12 protein-coding genes are annotated in these 16,460 nt (G+C 42.8%); all 12 read right to left on the reverse strand.

The window, feature by feature from the left end; genetic code table 11:
• The 12 genes from FW757_RS17090 to FW757_RS17145 all read right to left on the reverse strand — a co-directional run bounded on the left by FW757_RS17090 (position 1) and on the right by FW757_RS17145 (position 16,459).
• The gene (locus tag FW757_RS17090) at positions 1 to 237 is read right to left on the reverse strand and encodes a YMGG-like glycine zipper-containing protein (RefSeq protein ID WP_446441464.1); all 237 of its coding nucleotides are present in this window, start codon (positions 235 to 237) and stop codon (positions 1 to 3) included.
• Complete coding sequence (locus FW757_RS17095; protein WP_446441465.1) at positions 237 to 683, reverse strand: hypothetical protein; 447 nt, start codon at positions 681 to 683, stop codon at positions 237 to 239. Before FW757_RS17095 ends, FW757_RS17090 begins: the two co-directional genes overlap by 1 nt.
• A gap of 1 nt (position 684) precedes the next feature.
• Positions 685 to 1,320, reverse strand: a complete 636-nt coding sequence (locus FW757_RS17100; protein ID WP_446441466.1) for a hypothetical protein — start codon at positions 1,318 to 1,320, stop codon at positions 685 to 687.
• Positions 1,313 to 1,738, reverse strand: a complete 426-nt coding sequence (locus tag FW757_RS17105) for a hypothetical protein (RefSeq protein ID WP_446441467.1) — start codon at positions 1,736 to 1,738, stop codon at positions 1,313 to 1,315. The genes FW757_RS17100 and FW757_RS17105 overlap by 8 nt, the downstream gene beginning before the upstream one ends.
• A gap of 42 nt (positions 1,739 to 1,780) precedes the next feature.
• The gene (locus FW757_RS17110) at positions 1,781 to 8,773 is read right to left on the reverse strand and encodes a phage tail tip fiber protein (RefSeq protein WP_446441468.1); all 6,993 of its coding nucleotides are present in this window, start codon (positions 8,771 to 8,773) and stop codon (positions 1,781 to 1,783) included.
• Positions 8,773 to 10,383, reverse strand: coding sequence for a hypothetical protein (locus FW757_RS17115; RefSeq protein WP_446441469.1), 1,611 nt, complete (start codon positions 10,381 to 10,383; stop codon positions 8,773 to 8,775). Before FW757_RS17115 ends, FW757_RS17110 begins: the two co-directional genes overlap by 1 nt.
• Positions 10,384 to 10,772: 389 nt before the next feature.
• Positions 10,773 to 11,408, reverse strand: a complete 636-nt coding sequence (locus FW757_RS17120) for a hypothetical protein (protein ID WP_446441470.1) — start codon at positions 11,406 to 11,408, stop codon at positions 10,773 to 10,775.
• Complete coding sequence (locus FW757_RS17125) at positions 11,398 to 14,346, reverse strand: hypothetical protein (protein WP_446441471.1); 2,949 nt, start codon at positions 14,344 to 14,346, stop codon at positions 11,398 to 11,400. The genes FW757_RS17120 and FW757_RS17125 overlap by 11 nt, the downstream gene beginning before the upstream one ends.
• Before the next feature lies 1 nt (position 14,347).
• Positions 14,348 to 15,001, reverse strand: a complete 654-nt coding sequence (locus tag FW757_RS17130) for a phage adaptor protein (protein WP_446441472.1) — start codon at positions 14,999 to 15,001, stop codon at positions 14,348 to 14,350.
• Positions 15,001 to 15,561 carry a hypothetical protein gene (locus tag FW757_RS17135; protein ID WP_446441473.1) on the reverse strand — a complete coding sequence of 187 codons (561 nt, stop codon included), beginning with the start codon at positions 15,559 to 15,561 and terminating at the stop codon, positions 15,001 to 15,003. Before FW757_RS17135 ends, FW757_RS17130 begins: the two co-directional genes overlap by 1 nt.
• 3 nt (positions 15,562 to 15,564) lie before the next feature.
• Positions 15,565 to 16,014: a hypothetical protein gene (locus tag FW757_RS17140; RefSeq protein WP_446441474.1), complete on the reverse strand. Its 450-nt coding sequence runs from the start codon at positions 16,012 to 16,014 to the stop codon at positions 15,565 to 15,567.
• 61 nt (positions 16,015 to 16,075) lie between these two features.
• Positions 16,076 to 16,459, reverse strand: coding sequence for a hypothetical protein (locus FW757_RS17145; protein ID WP_446441475.1), 384 nt, complete (start codon positions 16,457 to 16,459; stop codon positions 16,076 to 16,078).
• Between the last annotated feature and the right edge of the window lies 1 nt (position 16,460).

The following is a 16,460-nucleotide window of genomic DNA, read 5'->3' on the forward strand; positions in this document are numbered from 1 at the left end:
TTAGAGTGATCCAGCCGCAAAACCAACTACTGCACCTATGGCAGTTCCCCAACCTGGCATTATTTGTGTGCCAATCATTGCGCCAGAAGCCGCGCCGCTCATTTGTGAGTTTTTAGTTTGCTGCTCAGCTTGGTCATTCCGCATTTCGCGGTTTTGCTCCAAGTCCGATAGTGTTTTGAGTGAACCAGTCGCTTTGCCTTTAGTGCTTTGGCCTGCTTGCATAATTGAATAAGACATTATTTTTTACCTATATCAGCTAGGCCTTTTGGCGCGCCGCCTTGACCTGTTAAAATTTTATTTTGCAGATCATCGACTGAGCTGCGCGTTTCATTATTTACCGAAGCAGTCGTTAAGCTCTTTAATAAGCCTGTGTTATTACTGTCTTGCTTGCTGTTGTCTGGTGATAGCCCGTATCTACCCAGCGCCATTGACTCACTTTGTTTTGACTGATTAAACGCACGATCAATGCTCTGTCCGTTGCGTTCCATCTGTTCGTTTAACAACGTGTCGTTAGTTGCTAGGTCAAACAGCTGCTCTTGAACTGGTAAAAATCGATTTTTATAATCTTCAAATTGCTGGCGCGTAATATCAGCTAATGCATCTTGATAGCTTGCTGTGCGTATAGCGCCCTGATCTGCAATCGCTTCTTGCGGTCCATCATTGCTTGCTAAGTTAAAGTTCATATTAACCACCTCCTACTAGTGACTTATTTATATCGCTTGGGGTTGCTGCGTTAGGGTTAATCACTGCGTCAGCTTTTGGGGGTGGTAAATTTTTATAATAACTGCCTGCGGCTCCTGCCACTGCTCCGGCCGCACCTAGTAAGTTATCAGACTGCTGTTGGGATATACTTGCATCATTAAACGCTTTTCGCTGTGAACTTTGCGCAATATCGCTGAGCGTTGCTGTTGCTTCTTGTGACTGCCCTTGCCCCATAGCCATTACATTAGCCATTTTGCCTATGTAACGTTCTTGCCCTGCCACTTGCGAGCGCGCTGTAGCATCACTGGTCACACTGGCTTCATTGTCTGATATGTCGCTTAATGTTTGTTTAAACTTGCCAGAGTTAGGATTAACACCATTAGCCTGCATGCTTGATAGCGTATTGTTTTTCGCTTCTGTGAATGATTTTTTATAACCAAGATTTGCATTCTCGGCTATATCATCATAAACCGCTTTATCGTTAGCCTTTTGCGCATCATTAATAACAATGTTTTCAAATGGCACTATTTTTTCTTGGTATAGCTCCCACTCTTCGGCATAAACTTTCGCTAACTCTTTTTCGTATTCAGTTTCTTTAATTTCACTCGACTTACCCATGATGTTTTCCTAAGTAATTCCGCCAAATGGTCAAGTCATCACGCGCACCGCCGCGCTGCCACCCGTTCAAGGGGGCGACTTTGTTAAAACCTTTTCTGGCTGTTGCAAATTCAATGAATGCGGCTGTGCCGCGTTTGGCAAGCTCGATTATGTGGGGTTGATACCTAAGCATCGCGTTGCCACCATGGCAAGACGCTATAGTTACCTCTATGTATGCTTTGTTATTCGCAATGCGGGGCCATAAAACAACAAAACCGTCAGGGGCTAAAAACAAAAAAGCCCACTCATTTGAGCAGGCTTCGTTGATTTTTTGATATAGGTCGGGATCGTTTGCAATATTACCTATACGCGTTATTGGCTCTTTAAGCCGGTCACGGTGATTTAGCCATGACACACATTGCAGATACGATTTCGTCATTATGGTAAAATATTAACCTATATTGGGGGGGTTATCCATTAATTAAGATATTGTTGAGCCATCTTTAAACACCTCGCACTTTACCGTGCCTCTAATGCCTAAAAATGTACCAGATGATCCAGTTGTCTCTAACTTGATTGAAAATGTTCTTGTTGTATTTGCTGGAATGGTTGTGACAAAGCTTGGTAACAAGAAGGTTTGGAATGTATCACCTCGACCAAGCCAGCTTTTATTATCAAGCGCTGATGCTGTATGACTACCATACATTGAAGCATTAATAGAGAATGAATCTTGTGAACTATAGCCTTGTCCATACGCTTCAACCTCAGAAATAACAACGTTTCTAGCAAACGGCTGGGCTGACACAGTAAAGCTTACTAGTGTTTTATTTGAACTGGTTGGCATCACTGCGATTGTATCTTTAAACTTAACATCATACACATCACCCTCAAGATTTTGCGCATACACCGTACCGTAAAAGCTCGCGTTCTGACCAAACAGCGTGTTGATATACGCCTGATCTATTTGCGCACTACCAATTGCGCCATTCGCAATGTATGTAGTCACATTTGAACTCAATATTTTACTTAACCCAGCAAACGGCCCTAACGTTGGTTTTCCTGTAATGCTGTCGTATGCGAGTGAATTTAAGTAGGCAAGCGAGCCAAAAGCAGGCTTACCTGTTACTTCATTATAAGACAGTGAATTTTTTGAAGCGAAACTCCCTAATATAGGCTTACTTGCTAAATCGTTATAATCCACTCCGTTCTGTGTCGCTAAAGCTCCTAGACCTGTTATTTTTGATGATGGTATAGCGCCAGTGGATGACATAACTACGTTGCCGTTATTATCTTTGATAGTAACGGATTCAAGAGTTGCGCTCTTTGCTAACATGTTACCGTTAGGATCAATAGAGAAATTACCACTACGCGCACCGCTAATGCGATCGTAGTTTATTGATGGCGTGGTAAATGATGATCCAACGGTTACACGATTAGATAGCAGTTCGTCAGTAACTAAGCTCTGTATAAATGCTTGGTCTATAACAGCAGAATTAATAACAGTCTGATTACCCTGCACAGCAAAGACAGGCGTTAAGTTAGTAGGATCTTGATCCGTTATAATCGCAAACTTAGCGCCTTTGACTGCGAATATTGGTTCAACGCCGTCATTAACCAAACCAACACTTGATTGCAAGCCATTTACATTGGTTTTAACTCCCCATAGCGCTGAGAATACACCTTCGTTTGTAGCTACGGTTTGACTAAGCGTTTGCAAGCTTGCGCCCAAACTATTGCCGTTCGGGTCCTCTATCTGGCTTTTTAGTATTGTGTTAGCGCTAGATATAGCCTCATCAGTGTCATACTGCGTGTAATACTCGTTAAATAGCTCAGCACCAATGCTATCTCCGTTAGGATCTACGAGTTCGCTTTTTAACTGTGTTGTAGCGTTGCTTATTGCGCTGTCTGCTGCCGTCTTAGTGTAGTAGTTGGTTTGCAGATTAGATTCTAATGCTCCTAAATCCCCATCAACGCTAGACTGTAAAGCGGTTACGGCTGAGCTTATAGCACTATCAGCTGCGACTTTAGTGTAATAATCTGTGACTAGCACGCCTTGGTTATCATCAATATTTGATTTCAGTATTGTTGACGCTGCGCTTATTGCTGAGTCCATTTCTACAGTTGTCGAGTAATTAACTTGCAAATCCGATTCAACATCATCAATGGCTGAGTTTAAAAGCGTTTTAGCTTCGCTAATTGCGGTGTTTGTTTCTGTCTTTGTTAAATAGTTAACAAATAAATCAGCACCTATACTATCACCGTTCGGGTCCTCAATATTCGCTTTTAGCTGCGTAGTTGCTGAACTTATCGCGCTATCGGCTGCGCTCTTAGTATAGTAATTAGTTTGTAGATCAGCGCCAATACTATCGCCGTTCGGATCCTCAATGACCGAGCGTAATGCCGTATCAGCGCTGGCTATGGCTTCGTTAACGTCTGCGCTTGTGAAATAGTTATTTACTAAATCAGCTTTAATATCGCCAACACTGCTATCAATTTTTAGCAAGTCCTGTGCGGTTGCCTTCGTTTTGTTGGCAAAAGTGGTTTGCAGTTGGTATAAACCTGCTTTGCTTTCATCAATTGACGCATTTAAAGCAAAAACACTTTCTGCCAATGCTGTCTGCTCATTAGCCAGCACTTGCTGGTTTAATATTAAATCAGCCTCAGCAAATGATCTTCTTTCGCCCTCCAAGTCATTAGCAAGCGCGTTTTCAATAATCGCCTGTGCACTTGGTGTATACTCTGCTCTAAGCTGTTGGCTAGTGCTTGCGGTTGCTTCTTCTGCGTCCGCTTTAGTTTGAAAGTCGTTAAACAACGTTGCGCCAATGCTATTGCCTTCAGGATCTTCAATTTCACTTTTTAGCGCAGTTGTCGCCTGGCTAATTGCTTCCCCTGTCTGCGCCTTAGTTGAGTAGTTAACCTGTAAATCTGCGTTAATATCATCTTTAACACCCTGATCACCGTCAGCAATATCGCTATCAATTGTTGATTTTAATGCTGTGTTAGCTGTGCTTATCGCTGATTCAGTATCCGTTTTCGTTGAGAATTTTTGATATATATCTGCTGCTAAACTATCGCCGTTCGGATCTTCTATTGCGGATTTAAGTTGCTGCGTAGCCTGTGATATTGCGAGCCCGGTCTCTGCTGTTGTCGAATAGTTAGTTTGCAAGTCAGCGCCAATACTTGAGCCGCTTGGATCTTCGATGGCTGATTGCAATGCGTTTGTTGCGCTCGTAATTGCACTGTCTGTATCGACTTTCGTGTAATAAGCGTTATAAAGCGTTGCACCTAAGCTTGCGCCGTTCGGGTCCTCGATGGCTGATTTCAATAACTGATCAGCTTGCGCAATGGCGGTATCTGTATCCGTTTTCGTGTAATAGTTTTGATCTAAACCTGCGTTTATCAATCCTATGTCACTTTCAACGTCTGAGCGCAACGCGGTTACCGCTGAGCTGATCGCACTGTCAGCGTTTACCTTGGTGTAAAAGTTCTCGTAAATATCAGCGCTAACACCATCAATACTAGATTGTAGCTGAGTGGTCGCCTCGCTTATAGCCTCGCCCATTTCTACAGTCGTTGAATAATTCTGCTGTAGGTCTGCGCCAATGCTTGATCCGTTTGGGTCCTCAATAGCCGACTTTAAGGCCGTTGTCGCATTGCTTATTGCGCTGTCAGCGCCAACCTTCGTATAGTGATCATTAAACAGCGTTGCACCAACACTATCACCGTTCGGATCCTCAATAGCGGCTTTTAACGTTGTGCTTGCCTGTGCAATTGCTGTGTCAGCATCCGTTTTAGTGTAGTAATTTAGATCAAGGCCCGCATTAATATCAGCAATATCACTTTCATAATCAGACCTAAGCGCTGTCACCGCCGAACTTATAGCGCTATCGGCATTTGTTTTAGTGTAAAAGTTCTCATAAATATCAGCGGATAAGCCATCTACATTTGAGTTTAATTGCGTTGTTAGATCGCTTAACGCGCTATCAGTATCAGTTTTGGTATAGTAATTTACTTGCAGATTAGCACCAATACTATCGCCGTTTGGATCCTCAATTTCAGATTTTAACGCCAGTACAGCACTAACAATTGCCTCACTCGCAGTGGCCGATGTGTCATAGTTATTTAATAGCGTAGCTGAAACATCACCAATGGATGATTCTAGCCAGTTAACTTCTTTTGCAGTCGCGAGCACGTTATTTGCAAACGTTTCTCGCAATGTGTAAAGCTCTGCCTGGTTCCCGCCAAACTCTGAACGCAGGGCAAAAATGGATTCAGCTAAAGCCCCTTGTTCATCCACCAATACTTGCTGTTTTGAGATTATTTCAGCTTCATACTTTAAGCGCTGTGCATTAGATTCGTCATTAGCAAGCGCGTTTTCAATAACCGCCTCGCTTAGCGGTTGATATTCAGCCCTGATCTGCGTGTTTAATTCTGCTAATGCGCCGTCTGTATCGGTCTTGGTGTAATACTTAGTAAATAATTCAGCACCAAGGCTATCGCCTGCGGGGTCCTCGATAGCTGATTTTAATGTCGTTGTGGCTTGGCTTATTGCGCTATCAGTTTCGACTTGAGTGTAATAATTTTCTTGTAAATCGGCGGTAATGCTTTGACTTAAAGCTGTATCGCCGTCCTCTATAGCCTGTATTAATTCAGACTTTAGCGCCGTCACACTGCCCGAAACCGCGCTATCCGCGTCTGTTTTTGTGTAAAAGTTTTCGTAAATATCCGCTTCTAAGCCATCAATGTTTGAGTTGAGCTGCGTTGTCGCGTCTGTTATTGCCTGGTTAACTTCGGTGGTGGTCGAATAACTAATAAATAACGTAGCTCCCAGGCTATCGCCGTCTGGATCTTCAATTGCTGATTGAAGTAATTGGGTAGCTTGGCTTATAGCACTATCTGCTTGCGCACTTGTGTAGTAGTTATTTTGTAGATCAGTTGTTATTAGTCCTAAGTCGCTATCAACACTTCCCTTCAATACAGTGACGGCTTGAGAGATGGCGCTATCTGCTTGTGCTGACGTATAAAAATTATCGTATATATCCGCGCTCACGCCGTCAATAATCGATTGTAACTGTGTAGTTGCTTCGCTAATGGCTGATTGTGTATCGACTTTAGTAAAGTAATTTACCTCTAAGTAAGATTGATTACTGTCAACTTTACTCTCAAGAAGAAAAGCCTTTTCAGCGCTAGACGTTATGCTTGTAGAAACAACTTTATCAAGTGCTGTAATGCGGGCGCTACTGTCATTAAATTGCGTTTCAATAACAGATAACGATTGTGCCAACGCTTGAGACTCAGTTGTTATGACCTCTTGAGTGCGCAGAATGTTAGCGGTGATCACTTGCTGACGCTCAATTGCTTCATCATTTGCCAGTGCGTTATCTATAACCGCCTGCGCCAACGGATCAAACTGACTACTTAGCTCAAAAATGGCGCGCGCTACCGATTGCTCTGTGTCAACTTTGGTCGAGTAGTCATTAAAGAGTGTTGCGCCAAGGCTATTGCCTGCAGGGTTCTCAATTTCAGCCTTTAATAGCTGCGATGAAACGACCATAGCCTGATCGGTTTCTGCGCTTGTGTAGTAGTCACTGGTAAGTGTTGCGCTAACAGAAGCTATTTTATTATCGATTGAGTCATTAACACCGTCAATCTGTGTGTTAACTTGTGATTGTAGCTGGGTTGTCGCTTGTGATATTGCGCTGTTAGCTTGAGCCTGCGTGTAGTATTGAGTATCTAATAGCGCTGTTATAGTGTTCTCAGTGCTTTGATCACCCGCAGCTATGGTTGACTCTAAGTTAGTCGTTAATTGGCTAAGCGCATTATCAGTGGCCGTTTTAGTGTAGTAGTTTTGCTGCAGCGTTGCGCCAACGCTATTACCTTGAGGATCTTCAATGCTTGCCTTTAGCTGAACACCATAAGCGGCTATCGCGCTATCAGTTTCTACGCCTGTGTAATAGTCGTTGTTTATTAGTGCGCCAAGGCTGTTACCTTGCGGATCTTCTATGTCCGCCTTGATTTGCTGTGCTGATAGACTTATCGCGCTGTCAGTATCTACCGCCGTGTAGTATTGAGTATCTAATAGAGCGCCTATACTACTGCCGTTAGGATCTTCGATTTCAGCTTTAACATTTGTTGTCGCGGTTGCGATTACTTGATCCGTTGTCGCCTTAGTATAGTACGTGTTTGATATATCACCGCTTAGTGATGTGCCATGCTCTTCAATTTCTACACGTATGCTTTCTGCTGCTGCAGCTATTACTTCGTTAGCTTCAGTCTTGGTTAAGAACTCAGATTCAATGCGAGCATTAACATTATTAAGTTCAGATTCAAACAAAACAAACTTAACAGCATTGTTCTGCCAGTTTTCATCATTGATAAGTGCAGCATCAATGAGCTGCCTAGCAAGATCGTCACTGCTAATTTCTATCGACTCAACACGATCTTTCGCTTCTTGCGCCTCTAGCTTAGCGACTTCTGTTTCTGCATTCAGTTCGGCAATAGAGTCCTGTAAACTAGGGATCTCTATTTTTATAGCATCTACTTCTTGCTGAATACTTGGGAAATCAATTAAAAACTGGTCAACGTTATCTCTTAGTGCCGGAATATCGATCTTAAACTGATCGATATTAGTTTTTAGTGCTGGTATTTCTACTAGATTTATATTATCTAAATCAGTTTTTAATGCTGGTATTTCGACAAGATTTACATTGTCTAAGTTTGTTTGTAGAGCAGGTATATCAACTAAAAACTGGTCCGTATCCGTTCTTAAATCAGCAATATCGATTTTAAACTGATCAATATCCACCTGTAATGCCGGTATTGTTTCTAGCTTTATTTCATCAATAACGAACTCTAACGCGGGTATAGAATCGATGGCAGACGTTAGAAAATCACCAAGGTGTGACTTCTCAATCAACCCGCCAATTTCATCAAGTATTAACTCGGCTGATTTTTGTGTTTTAACGTATAAGCCGTTAGCACCTTGTGTTGGTCCAACCATATCGGCCACATTAACAAAGCGCACCCAATAGTAATATTCAGCACCCATATTCACGCTATCACTGAATATGTCGGCAACTTCCGTTGCAATTTTTACCGCTGTAGAAAATACATCGCTTTCACTGCGCCAAATCTCAGCATACGCATGGCCTCGATACGCTGGCTTATCCCACGTAATCGCGATAAATGTAAACCCGCCAGTGCCTATTAAATTAACTGGCTTATGCGGGCGCTGAACGCCGCCAGTAGTAATTGGGAGTCCGCCAGTATTGTTATTGCTACTTGTACTGTTAATAAGCGCTGTGCGCTTCATATCATCTAAATTAACTAAATCTTTAACTAACAATGCGCGGTTTTCACCATTGCCACGTTGTCCGGTTAATATCTCAATGTTTTCAGTGATCGCGCTTTCTGATTGATTCTGTTTACCTTGGCGTGCAATGCCGGGGAAACTTCCTTTTTTAAGCTTTGCCATTAAGCTGCAACCTCGCGCATAGTAGTAGCAATAGAAACGCTGTGAATAGTGCCTTTCCCGTAAACCTCAAACGCCCATGAGTCACCGCGTGATGGTGGCAACCTGAAAGCGGACGAAGGTATTTGACCTGGCTCTAAATGCAATACCTCTGTTTCATCAGCAAAAATACGCAGCCCTGACAGGCTCACATCAACACCTTTCACCATCGCACACGCAAAGCTAATGTCGTTCGCTTCAAAGTCCTTAGAGCGCCACTGGTAATCCATAACCGCGGGGCTTGCCTCCCACTTACTTAGGTTTCCGCCTTGGCATGTATAAAGCGCATCATCTTCCAAACTGTTGAAACCGCAAGTTGCCGTCGCCGTAAAATGCCTAAAGTCACCGGTACTTGGATCGAAAATAAAGCCCTTGTCCAAGTTTGCGCCGTAAAATGCTAAATAACGCCCCTCTTGGTGGTAGGCTTCAATCGTGCTTGGCTCTAAATCTTGCCATTGCTCGCGTGTAATTATCTGATTAGTGAGCATTGTTAAGCCGCTACTTGTGAACGCAATTAACCCATCAGGGCTTGCATAAATAAGCGAGCCATTGACGATCACTGCAGATCGAGCACTAACACAAGATTGGTTCGATTCTAACTTTTGGCCGGCCATCGCGTTAGGTGTAACTCCGCTGAACATATACGGGTAACCTTTGGTTAGTACAGCCAGCGTATTACCAAGCGCAGCAACGGTTACAATTTCATGTTCAGTCGTTAACTGGTATTCGCTTGGCCACGCGTAAGGCAAGTAAGACTCGCTAAAGCACACCGTACTATCAAAAAAGCCTGCAAGAATCCCATTAGCCATGGACGTTAAACCGATCATTTTTTCGTTTGGTATTTCATAATCGTAAGTATCCAGTGCTGATCCCAAGCTTTCACCCGGTACGTTATCTACAAATGTTGCTTGTGAAATTGGTATCTCTGCAACAAATAGATAATCAGCAATGCCACCACCTGTAGCTGTGCGGTATATTCTGCGGTGAGTAATGTTTGATGCGTTAACGTTCGGCGCTGAAAATGCCAGCGTTACAAACGTGCCATCCTCATCGGGATACAGAATTTCAATCGCGTTTGATGCTTCGCCTGGTGGTCCTTCTTCGCCCTGTTCAGTCACAAATGTATGAGTGTAATAGCGCGTTTCATCATCATTAGGATCAACTTCATCAGTTGCAGCCTCAGTAACAACGCCGATAATAGCCACCTCTGGCGCTTGAATGCCCAAGCGATACGAGAACGCAGGCATATTCGAGCCACTAAAAATAGCGTTGTTAGTCACCTTCGGGTAACCATCACCCGTAAAATAAACACGCTGCCAAGGATCATCAGCAATAGGACTTGCAACCGCATTAACGACTTTATCCCACGCAAACCAATGTTCGTTTAAATGCTTATAGATTGTTTTTGCGGCTTGAAGTACCGCAATACCGGTAAGAGCTGGACGCTTGAGGGGTGATAGATTGCCATTATCAAAATGACAACCGTAAGCAATGGATGCTGATTCGTTAGGGAGTAATCGCGGATCGAGTTTAGGCCGTTCACCGGCAAATGTTTTAACGGTAATCGCAGGCATGAGGGTCGCTTATTGTTTGTATTGAGTCGGGGTGGTTTTAGTTATTGATGTTTACTAGCTTGTTTATTACTTTGCTTTCCCATTTGTAAGCTCGCTTGCAGTGATCAGTTCCGTCAAATGGTTTTGCAAGACAATCAATTACAATCATTTGATAGTAATAGCGCCTATCGTGCCTAAGCCTATAGCTTCTTGCTGAAATTGATTCCAACTTAGTGCCATGGCAAATGCTACAGATAGTTATATCTATGCTGTACAAACTGTTAAACGCCCACACACTGCCAAATAAAGCGAACAACGATAAAATAATAAAAGGCCAGACAAATAAAAGGCCACATAAAATGTAGCCTATTAACGTTCTAAGTGTTTTTAATGTCGTTATCATGTAAACCTCACTCAAAAAACGCCTTTCGCGCCATAATAAAATTAATTCCGAACTGTTTAAACTCGGTTTCGTCCAGCAGTTCAACTACTTCAACTCCGCCGCACGTTTCAGCATTGAACCTTATTGGGAATAATTGATCGTCAACTTCAAATTCTTTTGCCATTTCGAGCGCGCTTTTTAACGCAGATAGGCCATTTTGATTTGTTTCAGTTAGGGCTATATTAACGCCTTTAAACTCTATGCCCTTAAGTTTAGATATCGCTTTAGAAAATGGCTCAAGCACCTGCTCTACCGTTCGTACTTCTGGGCGAATTGGCTCCATAGGAAGATTAAGCGGTTCCGGTGGAGTGACTATGCCATCTTCATCAGCAACGGGCTCTGGCAAGCTAGCATTTTGTTTCTCTACCCAAGCCAATAATTTTAAATAGTCTAAATACTCACTAGCCCATTCATACTGTTCACCATCACTGGTTAACTGTGCAAATATTTCAATATTTTCAACTTTTCCCTTTTCGATTAGATCTGCTATTTGTTTAGTGATTGGCGCTTGTTTAAGTGTAGGGAAACCCTGCTCGTTAAGAACAGGGGCTTGCTCGTCATCTAGGACGATAAAATCTAAAAGTGGGGTTATATTATTTGTCATTTTTAATCCATCCAAGTGGTTCAACGCAACGCGCAGTACCGACCAAAACAGTGTTACCGTTTTCATCTAGCATTGTTGTTTGATTGTCTGCGATGTGAATTTTACTGTCATCGCCCCAGTCTGTACCGTTGTGTTTCAGCTCTATATACGCGTAGTTAATAAAGGCTTGCTGGCTATCAACAACATTATAACTAAGGGCCTTGAATGCTGAACTTGCGGCTGTCGTTGGTGGGGCGATCCCTATCGATGAATGCTCACTAATAAATGTACCTATTGATATTAATTTTTCAAATCCATCACCAAATTGGGTTTTTGTCAGAGGGAGAATCTCATGGTCTTTACCAACCGCTGATGAATTTTGGCTTTTTAATACTTTTGAGATAAGTGAATAACCTAGTATTCTCGCCGTTTCAGCTCTTGCCCTTGAACTTATAAACACCGGTCCCATGCCTTCCAAAAAACCGTATGGCGCGACATTCAATGCCTTTTTAGTTACATTAGCTTGAGTTTGATATTGCCAGATAGTCAACTGATTAGCGGGCATATCAGTCACTGTAACTGTGTTTCGTAATGAGCTACTAATTGCGGTGAGATCTTTAGTCCATGTTGCACCATTGTCTAACGTGTATGTGCAAGTGATATCGGTTCCGATGCCCGTATAAGGACGTGTCAATTCAAACAAGTCTTTTATACCGTCTGGAATATCATGTATCCAATTTCCCACCCATCCATTTTTTAAATCATCACAGAGTAATATCTCAGCAGGGCCACCTTGTACGTCTGTATGGTACAAGCCATCACCTATTGAATTATCCAAATTTGATTCATGGATAAGGTAGACCGTTCCAGAGGCAGAACCGCTACCAGTTGGGAAAACTCCTTGAAGTGGGAATACATCAGATAGTAGGCATTTGACTGTAGATACATTGCAATCATAGAGATTTGAAAGCCTGAAGATAATGTTTTTTGTAAAATCTATGACTATCAGACTATCCCCATTACCTATACCGAGATCAACTGAGTTTAAATATACAACAACATCTCCTTGATAGTTTATCCATTTAGATAATTTGTTACTATGATTAGAAGATAGCCAGTACCCAGAATCTATTACTTTACTAACCTTCAAATTATCTAACCCACGATAAGTGCCTGATATTAATGAGCGATTAGAATTTTCAAAATCCTCTTTTTTTAAACCGGAGGAGCCGTATCTCATATCTCGTGCAACACCTCCGAAACCACCATTTTTAATAACATCATAATAACGACCATCGGTTCTGCCGCTTTTCCCGCTTGAATAATTACCGGAAACTAGGAGTATTTTTGAATTATCAAAACAATCGGCTTTGGATTTAAACGATGTCGATGTACTTGACCAACTTTTATCATCAATAGCCCGCGCTGATCCGAAAGGATTGAATGATGGATGATATAATCCTGTATTTATCCTTGCTACTGTACCGCAGACCAGAAAGTAACATTCGCCATTTATGGCCGTGGTCGTACTTGATGAGACTAGTGTATACGCCCCTAAATGTGGTTTATCATTATATGCTGCTCCAAAACCTCGATAAGAGTGTGCACGAGTTATTGCAGATACAAATGGTTCGCGATAATCAGCAATGCCTTGTGCTGCAACAACTAGTTTATAACTTGGCGAGATATCTATGGCTCTTGAAGTGTCTAAATTTAGCCAATCCCTATTACCCGCGCCCGAAAAACTACGCCCACGAATACACCATTGATAAAACTTGCCCGTTGCATCATCAAAGTAGATATTATTCTCGGGGTCACTTGCGATTACTATGCGCTGTGCTTCTGTTGCTGTTTGCCAGTTTACGCCTTTACCACGGCTTGATTCATCACCTTCATACCATGCAAAATAGGTAATGGGGCGAACATTATCATTTACTGTTGCAACACCACTAATGTCAGTTAATTGGCTTTGAATTAACCCATACTTATAAACGAACGGGTCAGTAGCATTAATTTCACGCAAGAAAGCTTCAAAGCCCCACATGTCAACGCGTTCAGTGACTACTTTGTTAGTAGCAGTTTCACTAGCAAATGCGATTGCGGGAGTTGCATGTGTAACACTAACACCTATATAGCTGTCGTAAGTACGGGTGCCATCTTCAGCGGGGGGGAGTTTTACCGTGGTTAACCTTGATGTTTCAGCGTAATCATCTGCAAGAGACTCTAAATTTGTTATAACACCCGCAATATTTAAAATTGCTGAGTCTGTTTTTGATGCACCTCCAACACTAGGTGCCTGAGAACTTCGTCCCATCCAGAACCTGTTTTTGTTAGGCTCATCCCAGAAGCTAGAAAAACATGTAATGCCCTCTTTTATAAATTCTGCGGAATTTACAAAGTGCTTACCAAAATGCACAAACCCACTTGCAGCGTATTTTTCATTGTTCGCGGCGCGGCGGGCTTCGAACTCGACCTTTCGCATAGCCCACGGAAAAGGATGAATTTCATCAAGTTCAGCAAGCTTGTCATCATGATCACGAACCATTTGAGCAGGCGTTTTTAATTCGTGTTTTACACCATGACTATCTGTTAGTTCTTCACTTGCATTATCTGAGTTTAACCAGATCCGCAGCTCGTCTAAGAACAATTGCTTTTGATTAAATTGAACTGATACTTGGCCCGCAATTCGAGTGAGAATAGTGCCGGACGTATTACGAACGATCGCGTAGTTAATTCCAGCGTCGGTCACGCCTTCAAAGTTTCGATCTAATGAAATGCTGGTATCACTGTTAACTGCTGTTACTTCGTAAAACGTTTTAGAGTCAACGGTAAAAATATCACCTATGGCAATGGCGATAACATCATTTTGCCAATTAGTACCAACACCAACAATTCCTTGCTGTCCGCTTGTTACATTTACTGTTCCTACGCGATACCACGCGCCTGCGCTAGCCGTCATATTACTGCCCCTTCTCTTGGCCCATCATTGCAACATCAGCTTGGTTTTTCTCTCCGAGCTGACTTCTAAACGCATTCATGTGCATCTGACTTTTATTTGGATCAGCAGCGTATTCAGCATCTTTTGCGTAAGCACGATACAAGATCCATTCGATGATTGCGTTGACGTAAATGTCATCGAGCGCGATCACTTCGCCAGTGTCGTTATTTTCAATGGTGATAGAGGCAGGAGCTTTAGAATAGACAAGTGTTAAGTTGATGTTGGCAACAACGCCTGGATAAACATAAAACGTTTTAGGGTTGCGTTCATCATAAATATAAAGCTCGACTTCGGTTGCTGTTTTACCCGCGTACCATGTGTCGTAGTTGTCATCTAGCACTTGGCGGTTATATGGGCCACGAATGGCTTTACCGCTTTCGTTACGTGTCACATCAATAAGCTTGAGCGCATCGGCTGGTAGCGCTTGCTTAGTTCCTTCAACGCACGCAAAGTCGTCAATATCTGCCGTGTATGAGTCAGGACGGCGCAAAACAATTGCACGTTGAGCATCGTTCAGATAATTTAATAGCTCGTCTTTAGGCCAACGCGTATAGCCGGGATCATTAAGCAGTTTATTAACCCGCGTTAAAATTTCGTTCGATGTAACAATAGCCATTAGAAAAAGTCTCTTGATTTGGTGGGTCTTTGCTCGTCCAGTGCATTGATAGCAACGCGGTATGCTTCGCGGTATCCATCAGTAAAACGGCGCTTGTAGTAATCTGATAGCGATAAATCAGACCATTGAGTGTTTGGCATCATCTTTAGATTTGCAGCGGCACCATCTGCGATAGCGTCAGCCCATCGATTGACAATGATATTGTCTGCTTCAAAGGTGTCTGGTAGTAAAAATTGCGGGGCTACATGGTAAAAAACGCGAACCTTTGGCGTTGTGCTTAATACAGTCACGATACCACTTGGTGATACTGTGTAATCATCAGCACTTTCAAGTTCGTGGCCGTTGGCATTTAAAACAAAATCAACACCAACAAAAACATGATCGCTATCAATGCTAAGTTCCCCGCTTTGCCCTTGCTCAATTTCTTGAGTCCGGGCCAAAAAACAAGACTCATAGCAAAACTTTTGATAGGCGCGACCTAGCTGGTCTTTCGCCATTTGATCAAGAACGCCCCCGCAGCGCTCACGAACTAACGGGATCAAGCTAGATAATTGCGCCACTGGTTATTCCTCGCCTTCGCCGTTATCTGCTAAAGCGCGAAACGCATCACGTACTTTTTTCTTGAACTCAGGAAGTGGCTTTTTAGGTCCTTCAATTTCAAGATCGTGTGCTTCAGCAAATGTAGTTAGCTGATTTGTGTTGTACTTACCTAAATCAACTTCGTCACCGTCAACGATAACAACCATGTTCGCATCAAATTCAGCTTGCTTTTCAGCTTCTTCACGCGCTAATCGGGCTTCTTCTGCTGCTTTAGCCGCTTTCTCTTGGGCTTTTAGCACGCTTTCAAGATCTTCTTCGGCAATCCAAACTTTCGGATAGTCCAAAAAACGAGTTGCAAGATCAGCATCGACCGGAACCGGTTGGTTTTTCTTAAAAATAAGACGAGTGCCGCAAACAGTATCTTTTTTTACAGGCTTAGAGCCTATGTAAACGATATTGACTTTATCAGCCATAATATTTACTCCAAAAAAAGCCCCGCATAAGCAGGGCTGTTTAAATGTGTATTGCTAAGACTTAATAGCCCTTAAAGCGATACTCTAATTGAATGGTCACTTCACCAGTGGCCGCGCCTGTCCCTGAATTTTCAATGACTAGATCGCTTGGACCTTCATCACCGATATAAATTGGTTTAATAAACGCGCTACCATTTCCAGCAGCAACAGTATCGAACACGGCTAAGTCTGTTGAGTTACCTTCACGATCAGCAATTTGCACTGTCACTTCCGTATCAGCACCAAGCGCTGCATTTACAATACGAACGCCGGTAATTTGTGTGCCGATTGGCAGGTTGTCAGTGGCAACAACGGAGCTATCCGCAGCCAAGGTCGCAAGCGCAATTGTCACAACATGCAGTGACAAGTTGCCCTGTGCACCTTTATAAAACGTTTCTTTACTCATG

It is taken from the genome of Pseudoalteromonas sp. 1181_04 (genome assembly GCF_052850545.1).

Bases quoted from the DNA above. Each gene is read 5' to 3' on its own strand.
- FW757_RS17090 (WP_446441464.1), bottom strand. From the start codon at position 237: ATGTCTTATTCAATTATGCAAGCAGGCCAAAGCACTAAAGGCAAAGCG.
- FW757_RS17095 (WP_446441465.1), bottom strand. From the start codon at position 683: ATGAACTTTAACTTAGCAAGCAATGATGGACCGCAAGAAGCGATTGCA.
- FW757_RS17100 (WP_446441466.1), bottom strand. From the start codon at position 1,320: ATGGGTAAGTCGAGTGAAATTAAAGAAACTGAATACGAAAAAGAGTTA.
- FW757_RS17105 (WP_446441467.1), bottom strand. From the start codon at position 1,738: ATGACGAAATCGTATCTGCAATGTGTGTCATGGCTAAATCACCGTGAC.
- FW757_RS17110 (WP_446441468.1), bottom strand. From the start codon at position 8,773: ATGGCAAAGCTTAAAAAAGGAAGTTTCCCCGGCATTGCACGCCAAGGT.
- FW757_RS17115 (WP_446441469.1), bottom strand. From the start codon at position 10,383: ATGCCTGCGATTACCGTTAAAACATTTGCCGGTGAACGGCCTAAACTC.
- FW757_RS17120 (WP_446441470.1), bottom strand. From the start codon at position 11,408: ATGACAAATAATATAACCCCACTTTTAGATTTTATCGTCCTAGATGAC.
- FW757_RS17125 (WP_446441471.1), bottom strand. From the start codon at position 14,346: ATGACGGCTAGCGCAGGCGCGTGGTATCGCGTAGGAACAGTAAATGTA.
- FW757_RS17130 (WP_446441472.1), bottom strand. From the start codon at position 15,001: ATGGCTATTGTTACATCGAACGAAATTTTAACGCGGGTTAATAAACTG.
- FW757_RS17140 (WP_446441474.1), bottom strand. From the start codon at position 16,014: ATGGCTGATAAAGTCAATATCGTTTACATAGGCTCTAAGCCTGTAAAA.
- FW757_RS17145 (WP_446441475.1), bottom strand. From the start codon at position 16,459: ATGAGTAAAGAAACGTTTTATAAAGGTGCACAGGGCAACTTGTCACTG.